14 protein-coding genes are annotated in these 23,573 nt (G+C 53.1%); 6 read left to right on the top strand and 8 right to left on the bottom strand.

Going from position 1 to position 23,573, the window contains the following annotated elements:
• Nucleotides 1–226: 226 nt before the first annotated feature.
• Both nifJ and VIJ98_RS10110 read right to left on the bottom strand, forming a co-directional pair.
• Nucleotides 227–3,754 carry a pyruvate:ferredoxin (flavodoxin) oxidoreductase gene (gene nifJ / locus VIJ98_RS10115; RefSeq protein ID WP_323273778.1) on the bottom strand — a complete coding sequence of 1,176 codons (3,528 nt, stop codon included), beginning with the start codon at nt 3,752–3,754 and terminating at the stop codon, nt 227–229.
• Nucleotides 3,755–3,892: 138 nt separating this feature from the next.
• Complete coding sequence (locus tag VIJ98_RS10110) at nt 3,893–4,549, bottom strand: MgtC/SapB family protein (RefSeq protein WP_008106437.1); 657 nt, start codon at nt 4,547–4,549, stop codon at nt 3,893–3,895.
• A gap of 189 nt (nt 4,550–4,738) precedes the next feature.
• On the opposite strand from VIJ98_RS10110, the gene VIJ98_RS10105 reads away from it, so the two are divergent.
• Complete coding sequence (locus VIJ98_RS10105; RefSeq protein WP_061718809.1) at nt 4,739–5,011, top strand: DUF333 domain-containing protein; 273 nt, start codon at nt 4,739–4,741, stop codon at nt 5,009–5,011.
• 16 nt (nt 5,012–5,027) lie between these two features.
• Here VIJ98_RS10105 and VIJ98_RS10100 read toward each other — a convergent pair whose 3' ends face one another.
• Nucleotides 5,028–6,020 (bottom strand): 2-hydroxyacid dehydrogenase, encoded by a 993-nt coding sequence (locus tag VIJ98_RS10100; RefSeq protein ID WP_323273775.1) that lies wholly within the window; start codon nt 6,018–6,020, stop codon nt 5,028–5,030.
• Between the two features lie 171 nt (nt 6,021–6,191).
• Between VIJ98_RS10100 and VIJ98_RS10095 the strand changes: the two genes are divergently transcribed.
• The 4 genes from VIJ98_RS10095 to hhe all read left to right on the top strand — a co-directional run bounded on the left by VIJ98_RS10095 (nt 6,192) and on the right by hhe (nt 15,446).
• Nucleotides 6,192–8,810: a YdbH family protein gene (locus tag VIJ98_RS10095; RefSeq protein ID WP_323273772.1), complete on the top strand. Its 2,619-nt coding sequence runs from the start codon at nt 6,192–6,194 to the stop codon at nt 8,808–8,810.
• Nucleotides 8,807–8,995: a YnbE family lipoprotein gene (locus VIJ98_RS10090; protein WP_008106429.1), complete on the top strand. Its 189-nt coding sequence runs from the start codon at nt 8,807–8,809 to the stop codon at nt 8,993–8,995. Before VIJ98_RS10095 ends, VIJ98_RS10090 begins: the two co-directional genes overlap by 4 nt.
• 11 nt (nt 8,996–9,006) lie before the next feature.
• The gene (locus VIJ98_RS10085) at nt 9,007–9,327 is read left to right on the top strand and encodes a YdbL family protein (RefSeq protein WP_008106428.1); all 321 of its coding nucleotides are present in this window, start codon (nt 9,007–9,009) and stop codon (nt 9,325–9,327) included.
• A gap of 431 nt (nt 9,328–9,758) precedes the next feature.
• On the top strand, nt 9,759–15,446 hold the full coding sequence (hhe, locus tag VIJ98_RS10080) for a DUF4011 domain-containing anti-phage protein Hhe (protein WP_323273769.1): 5,688 nt from the start codon (nt 9,759–9,761) through the stop codon (nt 15,444–15,446).
• A gap of 78 nt (nt 15,447–15,524) precedes the next feature.
• Here the strand turns inward: hhe and VIJ98_RS10075 are convergent, their stop codons facing one another.
• The 3 genes from VIJ98_RS10075 to azoR form a co-directional block, all read right to left on the bottom strand.
• Nucleotides 15,525–16,181 (bottom strand): NAD(P)H-binding protein, encoded by a 657-nt coding sequence (locus VIJ98_RS10075; RefSeq protein WP_323273767.1) that lies wholly within the window; start codon nt 16,179–16,181, stop codon nt 15,525–15,527.
• A gap of 48 nt (nt 16,182–16,229) precedes the next feature.
• Nucleotides 16,230–16,967, bottom strand: coding sequence for a GNAT family N-acetyltransferase (locus VIJ98_RS10070; protein ID WP_407330276.1), 738 nt, complete (start codon nt 16,965–16,967; stop codon nt 16,230–16,232).
• Nucleotides 16,968–17,077: 110 nt separating this feature from the next.
• Nucleotides 17,078–17,677, bottom strand: a complete 600-nt coding sequence (azoR, locus tag VIJ98_RS10065; protein ID WP_323273763.1) for an FMN-dependent NADH-azoreductase — start codon at nt 17,675–17,677, stop codon at nt 17,078–17,080.
• Between the two features lie 230 nt (nt 17,678–17,907).
• Here azoR and hrpA point away from each other — a divergent pair, with 230 nt between their 5' ends.
• On the top strand, nt 17,908–21,804 hold the full coding sequence (hrpA, locus tag VIJ98_RS10060; RefSeq protein ID WP_323273762.1) for an ATP-dependent RNA helicase HrpA: 3,897 nt from the start codon (nt 17,908–17,910) through the stop codon (nt 21,802–21,804).
• Between the two features lie 49 nt (nt 21,805–21,853).
• Here the strand turns inward: hrpA and VIJ98_RS10055 are convergent, their stop codons facing one another.
• Nucleotides 21,854–22,660, bottom strand: coding sequence for a serine protease (locus tag VIJ98_RS10055; protein ID WP_008106412.1), 807 nt, complete (start codon nt 22,658–22,660; stop codon nt 21,854–21,856).
• A gap of 277 nt (nt 22,661–22,937) precedes the next feature.
• On the bottom strand, nt 22,938–23,414 hold the full coding sequence (gene asr, locus VIJ98_RS10050; protein ID WP_008106410.1) for an acid resistance repetitive basic protein Asr: 477 nt from the start codon (nt 23,412–23,414) through the stop codon (nt 22,938–22,940).
• Nucleotides 23,415–23,573: the final 159 nt, after the last annotated feature.

Raw genomic sequence — 23,573 nt, 5'->3', positions numbered from 1 at the left:
CGGCTGAAGCAATCTTCAGCGGCAATAAACCCTATAAACATGACTGCGTATGGTACGGATTGCGGGCGCGAATGCTAGCCTGAAGTGATCTCTTTTCTGATGATAACGCAGTAGCACGCCTTGCCATAACGACGGTAATGCTCATCAGTTAAGTGTTAATCGGTCGCCATGAATGGCGACCCTACAGTGGTTTGGCGAGGTTTTCGTAAGCGTCGGGCTTTTTCCTCTACTCGCTTTTCTCCGTTTTACCTGCTAACTCCGCCAGCCGCTGATAACGCTGACTGGCGGCTTCCGTTGCATCACGCCACAACTGCGACGCTTCTTCTGGTCGCTGGGTTTGCAACTGGCGGAAACGCTGCTCGTTCATTAATGCCTGTTCCAGCTCGGAGGTCGGCGGACGCGAATCCAGCGCCAGCGCGGCTTTGCCTTGCTCGGCGCGTCGTGGATCAAAGCGATACAGCGGCCAGAATCCGCTGGTGGTTAGCAGGCGCATCTGCTCGTGGCTGTAGGCAAGATCATAGCCATGCTCTTCACACGGGCTGTATGCGATGATCAGCGACGGCCCCGGCCAGGCTTCCGCTTCCTGAATCGCTTTCACCGTTTGATTGAGTTGAGCGCCCAGTGAAATCTGCGCCACATACACATGCCCGTACAGCAGCGTCGACATGCCGAGATCCTTTCGCGCCTTGCGCTTGCCTTGTTCGCCGAACTTGGTCACCGCGCCGAGCGGCGTTGCCTTTGATGCCTGGCCGCCGGTATTCGAGTAGCACTGCGTATCAAGTACCAGCACATTGACGTTCTCGCTCAGGCTCATTACATGATCGAGTCCGCCGTAACCAATGTCGTATGCCCAGCCATCGCCACCAATCAGCCAGACCGATTTCTCTACCAGCGCATCGGCTGCTTCGTTTAACGCTTTAGCTTCCGGTTGCGATGACGCAGCAAGCAGGGCGCGCAGCTGTTCAATTTGCTCGCGTCGTTGCGATATCGTGACATTGTCACCTTTTAGTGCGTCAACCAATTCCGCCGGTAACTGCGCCGCGCATTGATCCAGTAATCTGAGCGCGCGCTGTTTCTGCTGATCAACACTCAAGCGGAAGCCCAGGCCAAATTCGGCGTTATCTTCAAACAGCGAATTCGCCCACGCGGGACCGCGACCTTCGGCATTGGTGGTGTAAGGCGTAGAAGGCAGATTACCGCCATAAATGGAGGAGCAGCCGGTGGCATTGGCAATCAGTAGGCGATCGCCATACAACTGCGTCAGCAGTTTGATATAGGGTGTTTCCCCGCAGCCCGAGCAAGCGCCGGAATATTCAAACAGCGGCGTAATCAGCTGCGAGGTACGGATATCAATGCGTTCCAGCTGCTCGGCGGTGATTTCAGGCAGCGCGAGGAAAGCATCATAATTGACCTTTTCCGTCTCAACATGCTCCAGCCGTGATTTCATGTTAATGGCTTTGATTTCCGGATGCTGGCGATCGCTGGCTGGGCACACTTCTACGCACAGGTTACAGCCGGTGCAATCTTCCGGCGCCACCTGCAACACGTATTTCTGTCCGCGCATATCGCGTGATTTCACATCCAGTGAAGCGAGCGAATCTGGCGCATCTGCCAGCGCTGTAGGTTCAACCACTTTGGCGCGAATCGCTGAGTGCGGGCAGGCGGCAACGCAATGGTTGCACTGGGTACAGAGATCGGGCTGCCAGATCGGCACGGCTTCGGCGATATTACGTTTTTCCCATTGTGTGGTGCCAACCGGCCAGGTGCCATCCGGCGGCAGCGCCGAAACCGGCAGTTTATCGCCAAGGCCGGCCAGCATCGCTGCAGTGACGGTTTTGACAAAATCGGGTGCGCTATCCGAGACCACCGGCGGGCGATGCGGACTGCGATCGTCTACCGGCTGCAGCGGCACAGCCTGCAGCGCTTGTTGTGCCATCGCTAGCGCTTGCCAGTTGCGCTGCACCAGCTCTTCGCCTTTGCTGCTGTAGCTGCGGGCAATGGCGTTTTGCAGTTCGGTTAACGCGCTATCGCCAGGCAAAATCTGGGTCAGCTGGAAAAAGGCCATCTGCATCACGGTGTTGATGCGCGCGCCCAGCTGGCATTCGCGGGCGATACGCGCCGCGTTGATCACATAGAATCGCGCCTGTTTATCGTTGAGCTGGCTCTGCACTTCCTGCGGCAGGCGGGACCACACTTCCTCAGCGCTGTAAGGCGTATTGAGCAGAAAAATCCCGCCCGGCTTAAGCTGATCGAGCATGGAATACTTATCGATAAACTGCAGCTGATGGCAGCCAATGAAGTCGGCTTGCTGAATCAGATAGGCGGATTGAATCGGGTATTCACTGACGCGCAGATGGGAAACCGTCAGGCCGCCAGCTTTCTTCGAGTCATAGACGAAATAACCCTGCACGTGCCACGGCGTGGCGTTGCCGATTATCTTCAGGTTGTTTTTGCTGGCGCTGACGCTGCCGTCGCTGCCCAAACCATAAAACAGCGCTTCGAGCCGCGCGCGATTCGGCACGATATTGGCTTCGATCGGCAACGAAAGATGGGTGACATCGTCGTAAATGCCGACGGTAAAACGCGCCGGCGGTTGGTCGCGCTGCAAGGCGCGGAACACTGCCAGCACCGCATCGGGTGCGAACTCTTTCGACGACAAACCATAGCGACCGCCAATCACCTTCGGCAGCGATGAGCGCTCGCCTCGGCTGTAGGCTTCAGCCAGCGCGGTCATCACATCCAGGAACAGCGGTTCCCCCAGCGCGCCGGGCTCTTTAGTGCGATCGAGCACCGCAATACGCTCGACGGAAGCGGGGATTTTTTGCAGCAAATGCGCCGCCGAAAACGGACGATAGAGGCGTACTTTCACCAGCCCGACTTTCTCGCCGCGCTGCAGCATCTCATCAATTGCTTCTTCAGCAGTGCCGCAGCCGGACCCCATCATCACGATTACGCGTTCGGCCTGCGGATGGCCGTAAAACTCAAACGGCTGATAGTGGCGGCCAGTATTTTCGCCAAACGCAGTCATCGCGGCTTCTACGTGCTGGGTGCAATCGTCGTACCAGCGGTTAGTGGCTTCACGTGACTGGAAATAGGTATCAGGATTGGCGGATGTGCCGCGAATCGTCGGGCGATCCGGCGTTAACGCGCGGGCACGATGGGCGTTAATCGCTTCGGCGGGCATCAGCGCCTGTAAAGTTTCATCGCTGATCGGCACGATCTTGTTGATCTCGTGCGAGGTGCGGAAGCCGTCGAAGAAGTGGATAAAAGGGATGCGGCTATTCAGTGAGGCGATTTGTGAAATCAGGGCAAAATCCTGCGCTTCCTGCACGCTGGAGGCGCAGAGTTGCGCGCAGCCGGTTTGCCGCACCGCCATGACATCGGAGTGATCGCCAAAAATCGACAGCGCGTGCGTTGCCACGGTACGCGCCGCGACGTGCAGAACAAACGGTGTCAGCTGACCCGCCAGCTTGTAGAGCGTAGGGATCATCAACAGCAATCCCTGCGACGAGGTGAAGGTGGTTGAGAGTGCGCCGGTTTGCAGCGCGCCGTGCACGGTGGCAATCGCGCCACCTTCCGATTGCATCTCGACCACACGCGGCACATCGCCCCAGATATTACGGCGGCCTTCACCTGACCAGCTATCCGCCAGCTCGGCCATGGTCGAGCTGGGCGTGATGGGATAAATGGCAATCACTTCGCTGGTGCGGAAGGCGACTGAAGCCACTGCACCGTTACCGTCGACGGTAATCATAAATCGTCCTTTGCTACGCTGAGAAACCCGCAAAATTTACGGGGGTTATCAGTTCAGTTTAGCAAAGGGCTCTGACGCGACTTTTTCATCTGTGTGCTTGCGAGATGGCAGCGCACCGGAATCTAACATTGCTGATTTTTACATCATCTCCAGCGACTGAACGCCTTTGATTTCCATCACTTTGTCATAGATGTTGTGCATCGGCGTGCGTCGTGACAATGTCACCTCTACGCTTAATTCGCATAGGCCAATCTCTTCATCACGGTTCACCACGGCGATATGGCCGTAGCGCACATTCTCACGCTGCAGCACCAGCAACACCAGCGGCACGCTTTTCGGTTTGAGATGCACCAGCAGCGTATGATGACGGCCAATCAGCCAGTGACTGATGCGACGAAACGTCTCCAGCACCACCAGCGCCAGCACGGTGCCATAAATGCCGATTTCATACATGCCGCTACCGATCACCAGACCAATCGCCGCAGTAACCCATAAACCGGCGGCAGTGGTGAGACCTTTCACCACTTGCTTCTGAATAATGATGGTACCGGCGCCGAGGAAGCCCATGCCGCTCACCACCTGCGCCGCAATACGGCTGGGATCGAGCGCTACATGATCGCTGACTAACATATCGGCAAAGCCATATTTCGATACCAGCATAAACATCGCGCTGCCGATACCGACCAGAATATGGGTGCGCAAACCGGCCTCTTTGGCGCGCAGCTGCCGTTCCAGGCCAATCAGTCCGCCGAGAATCCCGGCTAACGCGATGCGGATCAGCATATCCGTCAACATCATTCTCTCCTTAGTGGTTGATAAACAAACAATCCGCCGGGTGAAAAGGGCGGAAATATCTCAAACAGGATAATTCTGCTTGTAAACAATGAAATTAAATTTTGTAAAAAGCTGTGTCGCCTATCGATCCCTCACCGCACCTGACATATTCTGGTGCGACTTTTTCGCTCAATCCCCGGAGCCTCATCGATGAAAGCCGCTCTCTTCCTGCTGGCTGGCGCCACCTTGTTACTTTCTGCCTGCAGCAGCAACAGTGATAACGAACCGCCACAACAAGCTACTGCCGCCCACGTACAACCGCGCGTTGTGATGTCATCAATGGCTGAAGTGAATTGTAGTAATGCCGGGGGATCGCTGGCGTTTTCGCGTCAGTTAGACGGTTCACGCATCGGTATGTGCCAATTGGCAAATGGTCGTCGCTGTGACGAACAGGCGCTGATGGGTGGAAGCTGCGCCCGCTAAGGCAGGCGCAGAAAGATTAAGCTGGGACCTGATTCGGGCTGGTTTCGCCGCGTTCCAACTGCTGCAAGTTGCTGAGCGTGGTTTCTGAAATCGCTGTCAATGCTTCGGCGGTCAGGAAAGCCTGATGGCCGGTGAACAGCACGTTGTGACAGGCCGACAGACGACGGAACACATCATCCTGAATCACGTCATTCGATTTGTCTTCAAAGAACAGATCGCGCTCGTTTTCGTATACATCCATCCCCAACGAACCAATCTTCTGCTGTTTAAGCGCATCGATCGCTGCCTGTGAATCAATCAAACCGCCACGGCTGGTGTTGATGATCATCACGCCATCTTTCATTTGGCTGAACGCTTGGGCGTTAAGCAGATGGTGGTTTTCCGGCGTGAGCGGACAGTGCAATGTAATCACATCGGCTTCGGCGAACAGCGTTTTGAGATCGACATATTCCGCGCCCAGCTCCAGCGCCGCCTGGCTTGGATAGGGATCGAATGCCAACAGGCGCATGCCAAATCCTTTGAGGATTCGCATCGCCGCGATACCAATCTTGCCGGTCCCGACTACGCCCGCAGTTTTGTTGTGCATGTTGAAGCCGGTTAAACCATCCAGCGAGAAGTTGGCGTCGCGCGTGCGTTGATAGGCGCGGTGAATGCGACGGTTCAGCGTCATCATCAGGCCAACCGCATGTTCGGCCACCGCTTCCGGTGAATACGCCGGGACGCGCACCACGTTTAAGCCCAGCGCTTTCGCCGCCGCGAGATCGACGTTATTGAAACCGGCACAGCGCAGCGCAATGTGCTTCACGCCCAGCGCCGCCAACTCTTCCAGCACCTCTTTGCTGGCATCATCGTTGACGAAAATACACACCGCATCACAGCCCGCAGCATTTTTCGCCGTCGCCGGTGTCAGCAGGAAGTCAAAAAACTGCAGCTCAAATCCAAAGCCCTCATTGACGTGTTCAAGGTATTTCTGGTCGTAATGCTTGGTGCTGTAAACCGCAACTTTCATTGTTTCGCTCCTGAAAAATGCAACGTCGGTATCACAACAGGATAACGTTTTCCGCGTCATTTTGCTGTTCTTCAGCCAGACTATGTCGCTAACACCTTCATTTGCCGGACGTAACATGCCATCATTTGGCTCCTCGTCAGGATTGTGTAAAGAACAGGAACGTTAACTGCCATGACGCGTGGCCTTCGCCGAACACTTGCTGCGCTGCTGGCGCTGATACTGCTGCTATTGGGATTGCTGCTGACGCTCACGCAATGGTTGCCGCGTCTGGCCGGTATCTGGCTGCCCGCAAATACCCGCGTGGAACTCAACGGCACGCCGCGCTGGCAGCAAGGCGTGCTGCATTTTCCGTCGGTGCGTTATCTGGCGGGCGATTGTGAACTGGCAAACGTCAGCGATGCGGCGCTTGGCTGGCAGCAAAAGCGCTGGCAGCTCAGCGCCGGTGAAGTGCAACTTAACAGCGACTGCCTGCAATCGCTGCCGCACAGCGAAGCCAGCGGTGCGCCGCGCAGCCTGGCCGACTGGCAGAAGATGTTGCCTGGCGCCGATGTGCATCTGCAAAAAATCACCATTCTGCCGTGGCAGCAATATGCCGGTCGTTTTGATCTCACCTTAGATAAAGATGTGCAGCAGCTGCATTATCAGGGCGACAACCTCAATGTGGATGCGCGCTTGCAAGGCCAGTTACTGCAGATTGCCCAGCTGCAGCTCAGTCATCCTCTACTCCCCAAACCGCTCAATCTGCATGGCGATGTCACCTTGCCAACCTTTGCTGATGGCTTGCCGGTGGCGGGTGAACTTAGCGCCGATCTCAATGTGGTGCAGTGGCCGCAGCCGCTGGCGCTGACGCTCAACTGGCAGCAACAGCAAGGCACCTTGACGGTGAAACAGCAGGATGACGATCAGCCGCTGCTGCAGCTGCCGTGGCAGGTCGACGAGCGGCAGATTCGTATTACGCAAGGCCAATGGCGCTGGCCACAGGCCGATCAGCCGCTGTCGGGCGGCATGGCTGTGACGCTGGAAAACTGGCAGCAAGGGCTGGAAAACACGCTGGTCAGCGGGCGATTCAATCTGCTGACGCAAGGGCGCGGCGGCAAAGGCAATCTGGTATTAAGCGTTGGCCCCGGCAAATTGAGCATGGTCGACAGCGCTTTGCCGTTTCAACTGACCGGCGAAAGCAAATTCGCCGATCTGCAGCTGTTTGGCAGCATGCCCGGCTTGCTGCATGGCGTGCTCACCGATCCGCAGTTGAGCCTCAAACAGGGCGCGCTGCTGCGTTTGCGCGGTCGCTTGCTCTCAACGCTGGAAGTGGATGAAGCGCGCTGGCCGTTGGCGGGCGTGACGGTGGCGTCGCGCGGCATTAATGGTCGCCTGCAGGCGATCCTCAAGGCACACGATCCCAGCTTTGGTCGCTTCAGGTTGCATCTCGATGGGCGCGCCAGCGATTTCTGGCCGGACAGCGGCGTGTGGAACTGGCGTTATTGGGGGGACGGTCAGATCGAGCCGCTCTCTGCCAAATGGGACGTGAAGGGCACCGGCAGTTGGCAGGACACCTTGATCAGCCTCGACACCCTGAATACCGGTTTCGATCAGCTGGCGTATGGCATGGTACAAGTGGCTAAACCGCGCCTGACGCTCAACGCGCCGGTGCGCTGGCAGCGTGATCCTGATCATCCGGCGTTTAACGGCGGCTTCACGCTGAAGTCGGGTCAAACCCAATTCAGCTACGGCGGCTGGCTGCCGCCATCAGAGCTTAATTTTGAAGCCAAAGGCAGCGATCCCAGCCAGTTTATCTGGCGCGGACAGCTAACGGCTGAGGATATTGGCCCAGTACGCGTGCATGGCCGCTGGGACGGCGAACGTCTGCGTGGCGAAGCCTGGTGGCCAGCGCAGTCATTGACGGTGTTCCAGCCGCTGCTCAGCAGCGATTTAAAAATGCGTATTCAGTCGGGTGAACTGCGCGCGCAGGTGGCATTCTCGGCGGCCAGCGAGCAGGGCTTTGAAGCGGGCGGTCACTGGACGGTGAAAAACGGCAGCCTGTGGATGCCGGACAGTGAAATCAACGGTATCGATTTCTCGCTGCCGTTCCGCCTGAAGGATCATCAATGGCAGCTTGGACGGCGCGGACCGGTTTCACTGCGTATCGCCGAAGTGAAAAATCAGTTCTCGCTGCAAAACATCACCGCCGATTTGCAAGGTCACTATCCGTGGCAGGAGCGCCAGCCGTTAACGCTTAGCAACGTCAATCTTGATCTGTTAGGCGGACACGTCAGCATGCCCGAGCTGCGTATGCCGCAGCATGAAGCGGCGCGCGTCTCGCTGAAAGAGATCAATCTCAGCAAGCTGGTCAGCGCGATTAAACCCAAGCAATTTGCCATGTCCGGCAAGGTCAATGGCGAGTTGCCGCTGTGGATAAACAATCCGCAATGGCTGATTGAAAAGGGCTGGATCGCCAACAGCGGCTCGCTGACCTTCCGGCTGGATAAAGATATGGCGGATGCCATTGTCAGCAATAACTTTGCGGCTGGCGCGGCGCTGGATTGGCTGCGCTACATGGAAATCTCGCGCTCGTGGGCCACTATCGATCTGGATAACTTCGGCAATCTGATCATGCAGTCGGAAGTGAAAGGCGTTAGTCAGTTCAGCAACCGCCGTCAGACCGTTAATCTGAACTACCGGCATCAGGAAAATCTGTTCCAGCTGTGGCGCAGCCTGCGCTTTGGCGATAATTTGCAATCCTGGGTGGAGCAAAATGCCACCTTACCCTCGAAGAAGGATCCCCAACCATGAGCCTCAGGGCATTACTGGTGCTGGCAGCCTGGCTGCCACTGATTGGCTGCGTGCCGCGCATTGAAGTTGCGGCGCCAAAAGAGCCGATCACCATCAATATGAACGTCAAAATTGAGCATGAGATTCACATCAAGGTGGATAAAGATGTGGAAGCGCTGCTGAAGAATCAGAGCGGACTGTTTTGAGGAGAAGCATGATGAAACGCAAGGGGATAGCGCTGCTTGCGGCGCTGCTGCTGATGCCTTCTGCCTGGGCGCTCACGCTGGATGAGGCGCGTCAACAAGGGCGCGTGGGCGAAACGCTCAGCGGCTATGTGGCGGCGCGTCAGCAGGACGAAGAAACGCTGGCGCTGGTCAAACGCATCAACGATGGCCGCCTGCAGCAGTATCAGCGCGTGGCGCAGCAAAATAACCTGAGCGCCAGCGAAGTGGCGCGCATTGCCGGCGAGAAGCTGGTGAATCGCGCGGGTAGCGGCGAGTATGTGCGCGGCATCAATGGGCAGTGGCTGCGTAAATAAATCGACTTGTTTTTTACAGTGGCTGCCGGGCAAAGGCCGCTTTTAACGCATAGTAGGGCTTGGGTTACCGAATATATAAAGTGAAGCAAATGTGTAGCTGTTATGCGTTACCTGCTGGCTGAAATAAATGACTAATTGTTTGCAAAAAATTCAATATAAGTTAAGCATTCTTAATAAACTGGCACTTGTTTTCCAAAGTGCTCAGTGTATGATTTTCGCCGTTCTGATGCTTACTGACTATGTGATAAGACAAAATCTTGAACTGTCTTGAGAGTCTTTATTATTCAACACAATATAAAATGTAATCATAATTTCTGAATTATGAGCTCACGTGATGCATCAATCAACTCGCCCCTCACTCCGGGCAGACTCCGCCTGGAAGCGATGTGCGATTTAGTTAATTACTTTAATTTAAAACTTTAAGGCATGTTATGGCAGAGTACTCTTCATCAGATGATGACGGTTCACAAGCTTATATTCTCAAATCACTTGAGGATATGCGACGCAAGTTACTGGATCTAACTTCACGCAACAGACTGCTAAATTTCCCGGTCGCTCAAAAACATTCTTCATTACGGATTGTTGATGAGTTACCCGATCAGCTTTTTAGAACCTTGATTTCTGAAGAGCCTATGCAGTTTGCAGGCGTTCCAGACCCTTCAAGACATCAGCTCCAAAAGTTTGGCTTTCTTGATAAAAGCCAAGATTCGACAGATGAAAAAAATAAAAAGTCGATGCCTGATGCCAAGAACTGGGCGGCAAAATTAGGCATTAATACTAGCTATGAATTGCTGAGCCAGCCAAAAGACAACGTGTCTGCTGAAGATTACCAACAGGTGGTCAAAGCCTGGCAGGATATTCTTGATCCACTGAAAGATAATGCTACATCTCGATCGGGGGCATGGAACAACGCATTGCAGTCTGAGCCACCATCTGAGCGACTGATCGCTGCACTTATGCAACTCGGTTATAAAGATTTAGGTGAATTCGAGCTCGATGCAAAAGCGGGAAAACAACTTCGCACCCCTTCTATACGTGCATCCCTAGCTGATACTCAAATTCAGACACTTTATTATCCTTCAGAGCTTGAGGCCATGTTGCGTTCATTGCATGGCAAAGCCCAGGTTGCGATTGAGGAAACTGGAGCTGGAATTCTTTATCTTGCTTTGGGATTTTTAGAATGGTTTGAAAGTGAGGATTCCGATAAGCCGAGGCTCGCGCCACTTTTCACTATTCCTGTTACTTTGGAAAAAGGCAAACTTGACCCGCAGGCAGGTCTTTACCGATATCATTTGCGATACACAGGTGAAGATATTTTGCCAAATCTTTCTTTGCAGCAAAAACTTCAGGGGGATTTTGGTATAGCGCTGCCTAATCTTAGTGATGACATGTTGCCTGAAACCTACTTCCAACAAATCCAGGCGATCATAGAGAAAAGTAAACCACGTTGGTCTGTTCGCCGTTATGGCGCGTTAAGTCTGCTGAACTTCAGCAAGATGCTGATGTATCTCGATCTCGATCCTGACCGTTGGCCGCAAGGCAGCAAGAATCTACTCAACCACGAAATTATCAAACGACTTTTCACCTCACAAGCGGGAGATGCTCCGGGCTCCACCTCCGGCGGGTCAAATGAGTATTCGATTGATAATTTCAGCGATATTCATGAAAAATTCCCTTTGATTTATGACGCTGACAGCTCCCAGCACAGTGCACTTATCGACTCCGTTAATGGAGAAAATCTTGTCATTGAAGGTCCACCTGGAACGGGCAAATCTCAGACGATCACAAACCTGATCGCTGCAGCAATGCTGAACGGTAAGAAAGTTCTCTTTGTTGCTGAAAAACTTGCGGCTTTAGAAGTGGTAAAACATCGCCTTGATAAGGCTGGATTGGGAGATTTTTGTCTTGAGTTACATAGCCATAAGTCCCACAAGCGCAAGGTAATAGAAGATATTCAGAAGCGATTACTTAATCCAGCATTGCAGCAATCTCCTGCACAAATTGATGCGGAAATATCACGCTATGAAGACCTAAAAAACCAGTTAAACAGTTACGCCCAGGAAATCAATCAAGGATGGAAAAATACAGGCCTGACGATTCACCAAATTCTTACGGGGGCAACGCGCTATCGACGCGAATTGGGTATCGAACCCACGCTTCTACATATTGAAAACTTTTCGGGACAGACCTTTGATCGTGTTTCACAGTTGAGACTGCGAGATCAAATTAAACAGTTTAAAGACGTCGTGGTCGAGTTTCGCCTGCAAGTCGGCGAGCAAGCTGAATTGGCCGAACACCCGTGGTATGGCGTCAACAATATTGACATCCAGTTATTCGATTGCGATAGGATCGTTGCATTGCTGAGTGACTGGAATGCCGCGCTATTTTCCTGGCAGGAGGCGTTTTCTGATTTTCTACAAAAACATTCAATTTCCTCAACAAGCTATGATGATCTCTGCTGGCAAACTCAACTGATTGAATTAACCCTACAACTACCGCAGCTTTCTGACAATATCGACTTTGACGCTTATAAAAAACTCGATGAACACAGTATTGAACAACTGAAAAAATGGTTAATTAATTACGACGAAGTTCAAGCCGACTATGTTCAACTAGCTGGTTTTGTTGACACTGAAAAATTGCGTTTTCTTGAAGAAGGCGCTGCCGTTCAAGACTTGCCCGATATTGCCGTAACGTTTGGCCTTGAAGGCACAATTACACTTGCTGATGTTGTGCGCTTAATCCGGGGGCTGCAACAACTGTACGAAGATTTTGAGTCCGATAGTGCGGGCTTCTCTGCACTACTCGAAGCGTTGCCTCCAATAGTTGCTCAAAAGTTTCCAGCTACTGCCCAAGGGTTTAGCCAGGTTATCACCTTTATTGATATCGCCTCTGCGCTACCTGCCGATTTAGTCAAATTCAGACACGACAGATTTGATGATGACAGCATCGATTCGGTACTCAGTGACTTATATCAGCGTCTGGCATCATTGCAAATATTGCGTGACCAGCTCAAACCACGCTTTGTTTTAAGCCGAGTCAAAGATGATGAACAGCTAAAAAATATAGAAATGAGCTTACATGACTCTGGATTGCTGAGTGGATTGAGTAGTACCTGGCGCCAGGCAAAAAATACGCTTATTGGATTATCTACCGACTCTACCGCCAAATGGAAAACACTGAGTGCTGAGTTGCCTAAACTTCGCCAGTATGCGCAAGAGCTGGCTGAGCTTGAAACTCGAAACTTCAACCAACTTTTAGGAGAGCTTTACCTAGGGCTTGATACGAATACGGATCACCTGAGGCAAATCCGTGATTGGTATTGCAACGTGCGCAAAGCCTGGGGTATAGGATTTGGAACTAATGTTGCGATTGGCAGTGCATTGCTAACGTTAGACGGCCAGATTTTTAGAGGTATTCAGCATTTAAAGCAGCAGGGAGCAGACGTACAAATCTCTCTACATCTTGCCCGCCTTAAAGAGCACGAACGGACGTTTTCATCTGGCATGTTGATTGTGGGTAATGATCAGTTGCTGGCCGGCGAGATGAACTTATTTACACCGATTATTGCAAAGCTTAAAGAGGCGCTAGTACCGATTCAACAATGGTTTACGGCTGAGCATCTTACGCTGAATACGGTAAGTGAAAAAATTTCAATCCTGAAGCAGTTACATATTCGGCAGCGTGCTTTAACCGATAATACATTGCCCGCCGAGATCTTTGCCGCTGCTCGTGAAATCGTTTTAGATGTGGATAAAAATAACGCATATCCTCTAAACGTTATGAATGAAACCATCACGTTTACCGAACAGTTACGCGATAAAATTCATAGTACCGATCTGGCTCGTTGCATTAAAAAACTCAGCGGTGGTGATGCTTATCGCAATTTACAGTCTGAATTAGCCTCTCTTCAGCGCGTGTGGCAAGCGCATGTTGATGCTCAGGATAACTTTGTGGGTGAGACACAACTAACATTGGCCGAATGGTATCAAAAAAGCGGTAACAGCCTTGATGCGCTGATTGGGCGCAATAAAGATGCCATTTATAAGCCTCGATGGCTCAATGGCTGGCTTAACTTCATACGCAGATCGAAAGAAATAGAGAAAAGTGGACTGCAGCGTATTCGTGATGCAGTCATGAACCATACGCTCGCGATTGAGCTTAGTGATACTGGATTACAGGTGGCGGTCTATGACCAGCTAGCACGCGAAGTCGCTTCAGAGCGTCCACATTTGCTTCGTACTTCAGGCAATAGCCGTAGCGCACTGCAAAAACAATTCCGGGATTATGACAAAGCGTTACAGAAACTGCAGCGTGACCGCATTGCGGCTATTATCGCCAGTAACACAGTTCCTCAGGGCTCAGCCGGGGGGCGAAAAGCTGATTACACGGAGTTAGCTTTAATCCGTAACGAGGCAGGTAAGAAGACGCGACATATCCCAATTCGGCAGCTTATTAATCGTGCTGGCCAGGCGCTACTTCAGCTGAAACCGTGTTTTATGATGGGACCTATGTCTGCGGCTAACTATCTTGAACCTGGCGAAATAGAGTTTGATCTGGTTGTGATGGATGAAGCGTCACAGGTTAAACCTGAAGATGCGTTAGGAGTTATTGCTCGTGGCAAGCAGGTTGTTGTAGTTGGCGATCCCAAACAGCTTCCTCCAACGAGTTTCTTCGATCGCGCAGGCATTGAGGATGACGATGAAGACACTGCGGCTGTAAGCCAGACAGACAGTATCCTGGATGCCTCTCTGCCGCTTTTCAAAATGCGTCGCTTGCGATGGCACTATCGATCAAAACACGAAAGCCTAATTGCCTATTCCAATCGCCATTTTTATAACAGTGATTTAGTTGTGTTCCCTTCGCCGAACGCTCAGGCACCAGAGTTTGGCGTTAAATTTAGCTTCGTCAAAAACGGCCGCTTCGTTAATCAGCAAAACATTGAAGAAGCTCGCGTCATTGCTAAGGCAGTTGCCCTACATGCAATCCAGTCACCTGATGAGTCACTAGGTATTGTTGCGATGAACTCTAAGCAGCGTGAACAGATTGAGCGTGCCATTGACGAAATGTGCCGTGAGGATGCACAGGTAAACGTTGCCATCGACCGCCTGAGAATTAAAAGTGATGCACTGTTCGTTAAAAATCTTGAAAACGTGCAGGGTGATGAGCGCGATGTCATTTTCATTTCCTTCACGTATGGACCGGGAGAGGCCGATGGCAAAGTTTATCAACGGTTTGGCCCGATAAACTCAGATGTCGGCTGGCGTCGATTAAACGTGCTTTTCACGCGCTCTAAAAAACGTATGCATGTGTTTAGCTCAATGCGTTCGGAAGATGTGCTTCTAAATGAAACGTCTAAGCGAGGTGTGCAAGCGCTGCGCGGATTCCTGCACTTTGCTGAAAAAGGCAATATGGACGGACTCGGTCAATCCACAGGTAAAGCCCCAGACAGTGATTTTGAAGTTGCTGTTATTAATGCGCTCGAGCACGCGGGCTTTAGCTGCGAACCTCAGGTAGGTGTGGCAGGCTTCTTTATTGATATCGCAGTGCGAGATCCTGGCAAGCATGGGCGTTATCTCATGGGAATTGAGTGCGATGGTGCAACATACCACTCAGCTAAATCGGCTCGAGATCGTGACCGCCTGCGGCAGGATGTTTTGGAAGGGCTGGGCTGGAGAATTCGTCGTATTTGGTCAACTGATTGGTTTAGTAATCCAAATGAAATCTTAGATCCAATTATTCGTGAATTAAATCAGTTGAAAACGCTTATCGACAAAAACGATTATTCAGAAGAAGAGGCGATTGCAGAGTTAGTTGCAGAAGAAAGAAAAAGCTGCACCGATCTGGCTGATTACAGTAATGTCAAGGAGCCCCTTAAAATGCGGCTTGAGCGGTTTGCTCGAGAAGTCATTGATGTAGAAAACCCATTCATAGCGGATGAAAGCAAGTTACTCAGGCCTGCCATGATCGAGGCTTTGGTTGAGCACCAACCTCTTTCGCGATCGGAGTTTGTAGAACGTATTCCTAAATACCTAAGGGAAGCAACCGAAAGCAAAATGAGTAAGGCCTACCTCGATAGTGTACTGGCTATTATTGATGGCCAAGAGATGCTCGATTAGCGTTGTATGTGAATTCCGCCTGGAGCATATGTGCCTCAGGCGGAATAATTAACGCCAAGGGACTTAAGAACAATTTTTCTAAGTAGCCAGTTGCTTAACGGCTTCACGCACCGGCATTTCTCCGCCGGTCAACTCAACTATCACGCGGCTGACAGCCGGTTGAGCGATGATCTCAGCCAGCGTCGCCGCCACGTCATCGCGAGGAATATCGCCATAGGGGATCGCCAAACCGGCACGCACCATGCCTTGACCTTTCTCATCCGTCAGCGTGCCGGGGCGTAAAATTACCCAATCCAGATCGCTTTGCGCCAGCTCGACATCGGCCGCTTTCTTCACGCGCATGTAGTTCTCGAAGGTGGCGGAGAGGTTTTTGTTTCTGCCAGCTTCGGGAAACGCCGAGACCAGCAAAAAGCGCGAGATGCCAGCCTGCTGCGCGGCAGCAACCGCGGTGGTTAATCCTTCACCATCAATGGCGTTCGTCATCTCTTCACCGCCTTTGCCGCCGGCACCAGCGGTAAACACCACCGCATCGCTGCCCGCCATTAGCGCGGCAAGGGATTTTGCGTCCAGCGCGGTTAAATCGCCGTTAACCGGCTCAGCACCCATTTCACGCAAAGACTGCTCCTGTTCCGCTTTGCGAAACAGCGGGCGCGCAACGTGCCCGTTTGCGGCCAGCAGTGATGCCAGACGACGGCCAATGTTGCCTGCGCCGCCAATAATAAATACGTTGGACATGAGTACCTCTGCAATTGCGTAGATAAAAGCTAGTCAGTATAGACAACGTCAATCCGCCGGGAAAAAGCTGCGCAGTTTTTGCCTTTCGCGGCCGTGCTGATCCATATTCTCCGCCGCCAGCCATTCGCGTAAGGCCTGCTGAATCGCTGGCCATTCGCTATCAATGATCGATAACCAATCGGTATCGCGATTGCGCTGTTTGCGCGTCATCGCCTGACGAAAACAGCCTTCAAAGGTAAAGCCGATGCGCTCTGCTGCGCGTCGTGAAGCCAGATTCAGGGAATCACAACGCCACGCCACGCGGCGATAACCGAGCGTGAAGGCCTGCTGCAACAGCAGATATATTGCTTCACTGCCTAACACGTTGCGCTGCATCAGCGGCGACCAGGTGACATGACCAATCTCAATCGCGCCATTCTGCATCTCGATATTGGCGAAACAGACCGCGCCAACCGCTTGCTGCTTAACCTGATCGATCACCGCATAACTGACTAATCCACTGTCGCCTATTTTGTTGGCGCTCCAGTCGGTCATTTCGGCTAACGATTGCGGCTGCGATGCGCCGAGCCAGGTCCAGTCGCGATCGTCGGCTGCCAGCGAAAAGGCGGCAAACAGAGCGGGTGCGTGGTTGAGTTGAAGCGGTGCGAGATGGCAAAAACGGCCAGTGAGAATAACTGCGGGCGGGAAGGTAGCGGGCTGCCAGTCGGGTAATGCAAAACCGATGGGCTGACCGTATTGATTGTGGTGTATCACTTCATCTCCTTTCGCTGTGCTGAAATCGACCATTCAGAGGCTGGCAAAGAAGTGCAGTATGGAGCTTTAAGCGCTTAGAAAACAACAGCAAAAAAAATGCCCGTCAGATAAGCCTGACGGGCATGCATCATAGTGAAAAATGATTACGCAGCAACAATTTGCTTGATGGCGTCTTTTGCATCGTTAGCCGCTTTGGTCGCCACTTCTGGACCATAAGCGATGCCTTCTGCGAACACGAAGTTCACGTCAGTGATACCGATGAAGCCGAGGAACAGTTTCACGTATGGCGTCAGCAGGTCGCTGGCCGTATCTTTATGGATGCCGCCACGGCTGGAGAGGATCACCGCACGTTTACCGGTTACCAGACCTTCCGGGCCTGCTTCGGTGTAACGGAAAGTCACGCCAGCGCGGGCAATCAGGTCGAAGTAGTTTTTCAACTGAGTTGGAATGTTGAAGTTGTACATTGGCGCGGCGATAACCACGGTGTCATGGGCTTGCAGTTCAGCAATCAGCTCATCGGAAAGAGACAGCGCTTCCTGCTGACGTGGAGACAACGGTGCGTCGGATGGACGCAGCGCGCCAACCAGCTCACCATCCAGCACCGGAATTGGCTGCGCAGCTAAATCACGCACGGTAACCGAATCACCTTTAACGCGTGCTTCGTCAGCGTAGAAGTCAGCCAGTTGATTTGACTGAGAGTAACCAGCGAGGATGCTTGATTTCAGAACTAAAACTTTGCTCATGGTATTTTCCTGTGCGTTACGCGGTTGGCTTACCGCTCAATGCTTTACACTGTACGGAGTTAGCCCGCGAGGTAAAAGCGCAATATTTCGAGATCTATGTTCGAAATAATTGAATAACCTCGCACGTCCCGTTCAGGCAGGTGTTCCAAATTGTGCTATGATGCCGACCATTAATTGCTTGAATCCGCCGGGAAATCATCTGCCCGCTGCAACAACAGGTACGCATCGCTATGTCATCATCCGACTCTTCACCTTTAGCCTCCCTTTGGCCGCGGCTCGATAATCTGACGCTGCGCGACAGTCAACGTCTGCGACGTCGATTGCTGGGCGCTGCGAAGGTGAAAAATCCTGCGGCGCAGCAGGGCATTATGGCTGAACTGGAGCCGGAATTTGTCGCGGCGGAGCAGCGCCTTGCGCAGCGCACGGCGGCGACACCACGCATCACTTTCCCGGACAACCTGCCGGTCAGTCAGAAGCAGCAGGACATTGCCGATGCGATCAGTCAGCATCAGGTGGTGATCGTCGCGGGTGAAACCGGATCGGGTAAAACCACGCAGCTGCCGAAAATCTGTCTGGCGCTGGGACGCGGGGTAAAAGGGCTGATTGGTCACACGCAGCCGCGTCGTCTGGCAGCGCGCACCGTGGCGAACCGCATTGCCGATGAGCTGGAAACCTCGCTCGGTGGCACCATCGGTTACAAGGTGCGCTTTAACGATCAGGTGAGCGAAACCACCCAGGTTAAGCTAATGACCGACGGTATCCTGCTGGCGGAAATCCAGCAGGATCGCCTGTTGCTGCAGTACGACACCATCATTATCGATGAAGCGCACGAACGCAGTCTTAACATCGATTTCCTGCTCGGCTATCTGCGCGAACTGTTGCCACGTCGTCCCGACTTAAAAGTCATCATCACGTCAGCCACCATCGATCCGCAGCGTTTCTCACGCCATTTCCACAATGCGCCGGTGATTGAAGTTTCCGGCCGTACTTATCCGGTGGAAGTGCGTTATCGCCCGATGGTGGAAGACGCTGACGATACCGATCGCGATCAGTTGCAGGCGATTTTTGATGCGGTCGATGAGCTGGGACAAGAGAGCCGCGGCGACATTCTGATCTTTATGAGCGGCGAGCGCGAAATCCGCGATACCGCCGATGCGCTGATGAAGCGTGATATTGCGCACACCGAGATTCTGCCGCTGTATGCGCGCCTGTCGAACGCCGAGCAAAACCGCGTGTTCCAGTCGCACAGCGGACGCCGCATCGTGCTGGCAACCAACGTAGCAGAAACCTCGCTAACCGTGCCTGGCATCAAATACGTTATCGATCCCGGCACCGCGCGTATCAGCCGCTACAGTTTCCGCACCAAAGTGCAGCGCCTGCCAATTGAGCCAATTTCGCAAGCGTCCGCCAATCAGCGCAAAGGGCGCTGCGGACGCGTTTCGGAAGGTATCTGTATTCGCCTCTATTCCGAGGACGATTTCCTCAGCCGCCCGGAATTTACCGATCCCGAAATTCTGCGCACCAATCTCGCCTCGGTCATTTTACAGATGACCGCGCTGGGGCTGGGCGATATTGCTGCCTTCCCGTTTGTCGAAGCGCCGGACAAGCGCAATATTCAGGATGGCGTGCGCCTGTTGGAAGAGCTCGGTGCCATCACGCTGAGTGAAGACGAAACCTACAAGCTGACACCTTCGGGTCGCCAGCTCGCCCAGCTTCCGGTCGATCCGCGTATGGCGCGTATGGTGCTGGAAGCGCAAAAATTTGGCTGCGTGCGCGAAGCGATGATCATCACCGCTGCGCTATCGATTCAGGACCCGCGCGAGCGTCCCGCTGATAAAAAGCAGGCATCTGACGAAAAACATCGTCGTTTTGAGGATAAAGAGTCCGATTTCCTCGCCTTCGTGAATCTGTGGAATTACCTGCAGGAGCAGCAAAAAGCGCTCTCCAGCAATCACTTCCGCCGCTTGTGTAAAACGGAATTCCTTAACTATCTGCGCGTGCGTGAATGGCAGGATATTTACACCCAGCTGCGTCAGGTGGTGCGGGAACAAGGTATGCCGGTCAACAGCGAACCTGCGCCGTATCGTGAAGTGCACTGCGCTTTGCTGACCGGCTTGCTGTCGCACATTGGGCAGAAAGATAACGAGAAACAGGAGTTTACCGGCGCTCGCAACGCGCGCTTCTCCATCTTCCCAGGTTCTGGCCTGTTTAAGAAGCCGCCAAAGTGGACCATGGTGGCGGAGCTGGTGGAAACCAGCCGTTTGTGGGGGCGCGTTGCCGCACGTATCGATCCGGAATGGATCGAACCGCTGGCGCAGCATCTGATTAAACGCAGCTACAGCGAACCGCACTGGGAAAAAGCGCAGGGCGCGGTGATGGCGACGGAAAAAGTGACGCTTTACGGCCTGGCGATTGTGCTGGCGCGTAAGGTCAATTACAGCCGCATCGATCCTCAACTGAGCCGCGAGCTGTTTATCCGTCATGCGCTGGTGGAGGGCGATTGGCAGACGCGTCACGCGTTCTTCCGCAATAACCTGAAACTGCGCAACGAAATTGAAGATCTGGAACACAAATCGCGTCGTCGCGACATTCTGGTCGATGACGAAACGCTGTTCGCTTTCTACGATCGCCGTATCGGCAGCGACGTGGTCTCAGCGCGCCATTTCGATGCATGGTGGAAGCAAGCCAGCAAAGAGAATCCGGACCTGCTGAGTTTTGATAAGCAGATGCTGATTAAAGATGGCGCGGACAAAGTTAGCCAGCTCGATTACCCCAACTTCTGGCATAAGGGCAACCTGAAACTCAAGCTGAGCTATCAGTTTGAACCGGGCGCGGATGCCGATGGCGTGACGGTGCATATTCCGTTGCCGCTGCTGAATCAAATCGAAGAGACCGGTTTCGAGTGGCAGATTCCTGGCGTGCGTCGCGAGTTGGTTATCGCGCTGATCAAATCGCTGCCCAAGCCGGTGCGCCGCAATCTGGTGCCCGCGCCGAACTACGCCGAAGCGTTTCTTGGTCGCGTTACCGCGCTGGAGCTGCCGTTGCTGGATGCGCTGGAACGCGAATTCCGCCGCATGACCGGCGTCACTATTGACCGTGAAGCCTGGCAGTGGGATCAGGTGCCCGATCACCTTAAAATGACTTTCCGCGTGGTAGACGAGCACAACCGTAAGCTGCAGGAAGGCAAGAATTTGCATCAGCTGCGGCTGCTGCTGAAAGGCAAAGTGCAGGAAACGTTGTCGAAAGTGGCAGACGATGGCCTCGAGCAGAGCGGTTTGCACATCTGGAGCTTTGGCGATTTGCCGCAAAGCTACGAGCAGAAGCGCGGCAGCTATCAGGTCAAAGCCTGGCCGGCGCTGGTGGATGAAAAGGACAGCGTAGCGATTCGCCTGTTCGATAACGAAGTGGAACAGCAGAAAATGATGTGGCGCGGCCAGCGTCGCCTGCTGCTGCTCAACATTCCGTCGCCGACCAAGTATCTGCACGAGAAGCTGCCAAACAAAGCCAAACTCGGTTTGTACTTCAATCCGTACGGCAAAGTGCTGGAACTGATCGATGACTGCATCGCCTGCGGCGTGGATAAGCTGATGGCGGAGGCGGGCGGTCCGGCGTGGCAACAGGAGAACTTCGAACAACTGCGCGACAAAGTGCGTGCCGATTTGAATGAAACCGTGGTCACCATCGCTCAACAGGTCGAACAGATCCTGACCTGCGTGTTCAATATCAACAAGTTCCTTAAGGGACGCGTGGATATGTCGCTGGCGTTGGCGTTAGGCGATATTAAAGCGCAGCTGAATGGCCTGGTGTATCGCGGTTTCGTGACCGGCAATGGCTGGTCGCGCCTCGGTGATACGCTGCGCTATCTGCAAGGTATTGAACGCCGCCTCGAGAAACTGCCGGTGGATCCACACAGCGATCGTGCGCGCATGCTGAAAGTGCAAGCGGTGGAGCAGGCCTGGCAGACGTGGCGGAATAAATTGCCGCCGCAACGTCAGGATGATGCCGAAGTACAGGCGATTCGGTGGATGCTGGAAGAGCTGCGGATTAGCTATTTCGCGCAGCAGCTGGGCACGCCTTATCCGATTTCGGATAAGCGTATTCTGCAGGCGATGGAGCAGTTGAGTTAATCAAGAGAGTGATGTGATGGAGGTCGCCATGAATGGCGACCCTACGTGATTATTGCGCTAACTCTTCTAGCTTATCTTTAAAGGACGGCACCGCAATCGCGCGGTTATCGGCACGATAACGATCGGCCGGCGCGGGCGCTGAACTCTGCACCGCAATCAACTGCCACTCATCACCGTTCTTCAACAGTAGCGGCGAACCGCTGTCGCCCGGCAAGGTATCGCACTGGTGCGACAGCACTGCGCGCTGCGCCCAACCTGTCACTAAACAATCGCTGTGCGAATAGAGCGTATCCAGATGATCGGCTGGATAACCGGCTTGCGTCACTTTGCGTTGGGTGGTTTTCAAGGCGGCGGTTAAATCGCCACGCGAACCCTCAAACAACGGAATCGGCACAATACCGGACGGCGGATTATGCAAGATAACCAGCCCATAATCGTAGGGCGCGGCACCCGGCGGCACGATCCAGCCTTCGCCGTCCGCCTGCAAACGGCGCGCTAAAGAGGGTTCAACGCGCGCATCAATATCATGAATCTCGTAACGCCAGCCTTTGCTGCTGGCCATAAAACGCAGCGCCACTGGCTTATCAAATTTGCCGGGCGGAGCCAATAAACAGTGTCCGGCGGTCAACGCCAGATGGGCAGAAATCAAGGTAGCAGTGCAGAGGTTACCGCTTTCGGTCTCTAACTGACCGATGGCATCCCAGGGCGCGGCGCTTACGTCGCTAATCGCCTGGCGATGATCTTTGCCAAAGAACAACGTTTTGATGTCTTCCGGGCTTGGCCCATCTTCATCATCGGCATGTGCTGTGTGGTTAAAACTGAAAAGACCAACAAGTAACAGGATAGCCAGGCGCATAGTTCTCTCAATGGCGAGAATAAGTAGAAGTTGTTGTCATCACGCTTGAGCGATAACTATAGTCGGTGAGCGGTGAAAAAGGGAGAAATATTGGAGTAATCAGCACGCTACAACGACTAGATAAAAAAGCTGGCTGCAACTATGCCACAGAGGATCATCACAATCAGAATAATTTCGAAGCGATAGCGACGCACCATTTTTCGCTACTCCAGTAAATAAACACCCGGCATAACCGGGTGTTTTCAATCATCAATACGGTGTTGGCGCTAAGCGAATCTTATTTAGCTGCTTTTTTCACTTTGTGATGCTTTTTAGCTGCCTGAGCTTTCTGCGCAGCTGGTTTGGTTACTTTTTTGTGGTGCTTTTTAGCAGCCTGAGCTTTCTGTGCAGCTGGCTTGGTTGCTTTGTGGTGCTTTTTAGCAGCCTGGGCTTTCTGTGCAGCTGGCTTGGTTGCTTTTTTGTGGTGCTTTTTAGCAGCCTGGGCTTTCTGTGCAGCTGGCTTAGTTGCTTTTTTGTGATGCTTTTTAGCGGCCTGAGCTTTCTGTGCAGCTGGCGCTTTCTTCTCTACTTTCTTATGTTTCTTAGCTGCCTGCGCTTTCTGAGCAGCTGGTTTTTTGTGGTGAGCCATTTTGTGTTTAACTGGCGCAGCAGTTGTGGTTGCAGCAGCGGCTGGAGCAGCAGTTGTTTCAGCAGCGAAAGCAACAGAAGACATACCCATAGCAGCGGCGATCACCAGTGCAAATAATTTTTTCATTGCAAAATCCTCGAACTATTTTTTCATGTGTAGCCCACTGCGGGGCCGGTGAAAACACTATATGAAAAACAATTCAGGCTTTCCGTGAGGCATTGGTATCGGCGTGTAACGGATTGTACAAAGCGGCGTAAAGGAAGTGAAAAGGGCGGCCGCATGGGC

It is taken from the genome of Pantoea sp. S18 (assembly GCF_045689705.1).
Lineage (GTDB): Bacteria > Pseudomonadota > Gammaproteobacteria > Enterobacterales > Enterobacteriaceae > Pantoea > Pantoea symbiotica.
This window is presented reverse-complemented; position numbering and strand designations above follow the sequence as displayed.

Bases quoted from the DNA above. Each gene is read 5' to 3' on its own strand.
- nifJ (WP_323273778.1), bottom strand. From the start codon at position 3,754: ATGATTACCGTCGACGGTAACGGTGCAGTGGCTTCAGTCGCCTTCCGC.
- VIJ98_RS10110 (WP_008106437.1), bottom strand. From the start codon at position 4,549: ATGTTGACGGATATGCTGATCCGCATCGCGTTAGCCGGGATTCTCGGC.
- VIJ98_RS10105 (WP_061718809.1), top strand. From the start codon at position 4,739: ATGAAAGCCGCTCTCTTCCTGCTGGCTGGCGCCACCTTGTTACTTTCT.
- VIJ98_RS10100 (WP_323273775.1), bottom strand. From the start codon at position 6,020: ATGAAAGTTGCGGTTTACAGCACCAAGCATTACGACCAGAAATACCTT.
- VIJ98_RS10095 (WP_323273772.1), top strand. From the start codon at position 6,192: ATGACGCGTGGCCTTCGCCGAACACTTGCTGCGCTGCTGGCGCTGATA.
- VIJ98_RS10090 (WP_008106429.1), top strand. From the start codon at position 8,807: ATGAGCCTCAGGGCATTACTGGTGCTGGCAGCCTGGCTGCCACTGATT.
- VIJ98_RS10085 (WP_008106428.1), top strand. From the start codon at position 9,007: ATGAAACGCAAGGGGATAGCGCTGCTTGCGGCGCTGCTGCTGATGCCT.
- hhe (WP_323273769.1), top strand. From the start codon at position 9,759: ATGGCAGAGTACTCTTCATCAGATGATGACGGTTCACAAGCTTATATT.
- VIJ98_RS10075 (WP_323273767.1), bottom strand. From the start codon at position 16,181: ATGTCCAACGTATTTATTATTGGCGGCGCAGGCAACATTGGCCGTCGT.
- VIJ98_RS10070 (WP_407330276.1), bottom strand. From the start codon at position 16,967: ATGGTCGATTTCAGCACAGCGAAAGGAGATGAAGTGATACACCACAAT.
- azoR (WP_323273763.1), bottom strand. From the start codon at position 17,677: ATGAGCAAAGTTTTAGTTCTGAAATCAAGCATCCTCGCTGGTTACTCT.
- hrpA (WP_323273762.1), top strand. From the start codon at position 17,908: ATGTCATCATCCGACTCTTCACCTTTAGCCTCCCTTTGGCCGCGGCTC.
- VIJ98_RS10055 (WP_008106412.1), bottom strand. From the start codon at position 22,660: ATGCGCCTGGCTATCCTGTTACTTGTTGGTCTTTTCAGTTTTAACCAC.
- asr (WP_008106410.1), bottom strand. From the start codon at position 23,414: ATGAAAAAATTATTTGCACTGGTGATCGCCGCTGCTATGGGTATGTCT.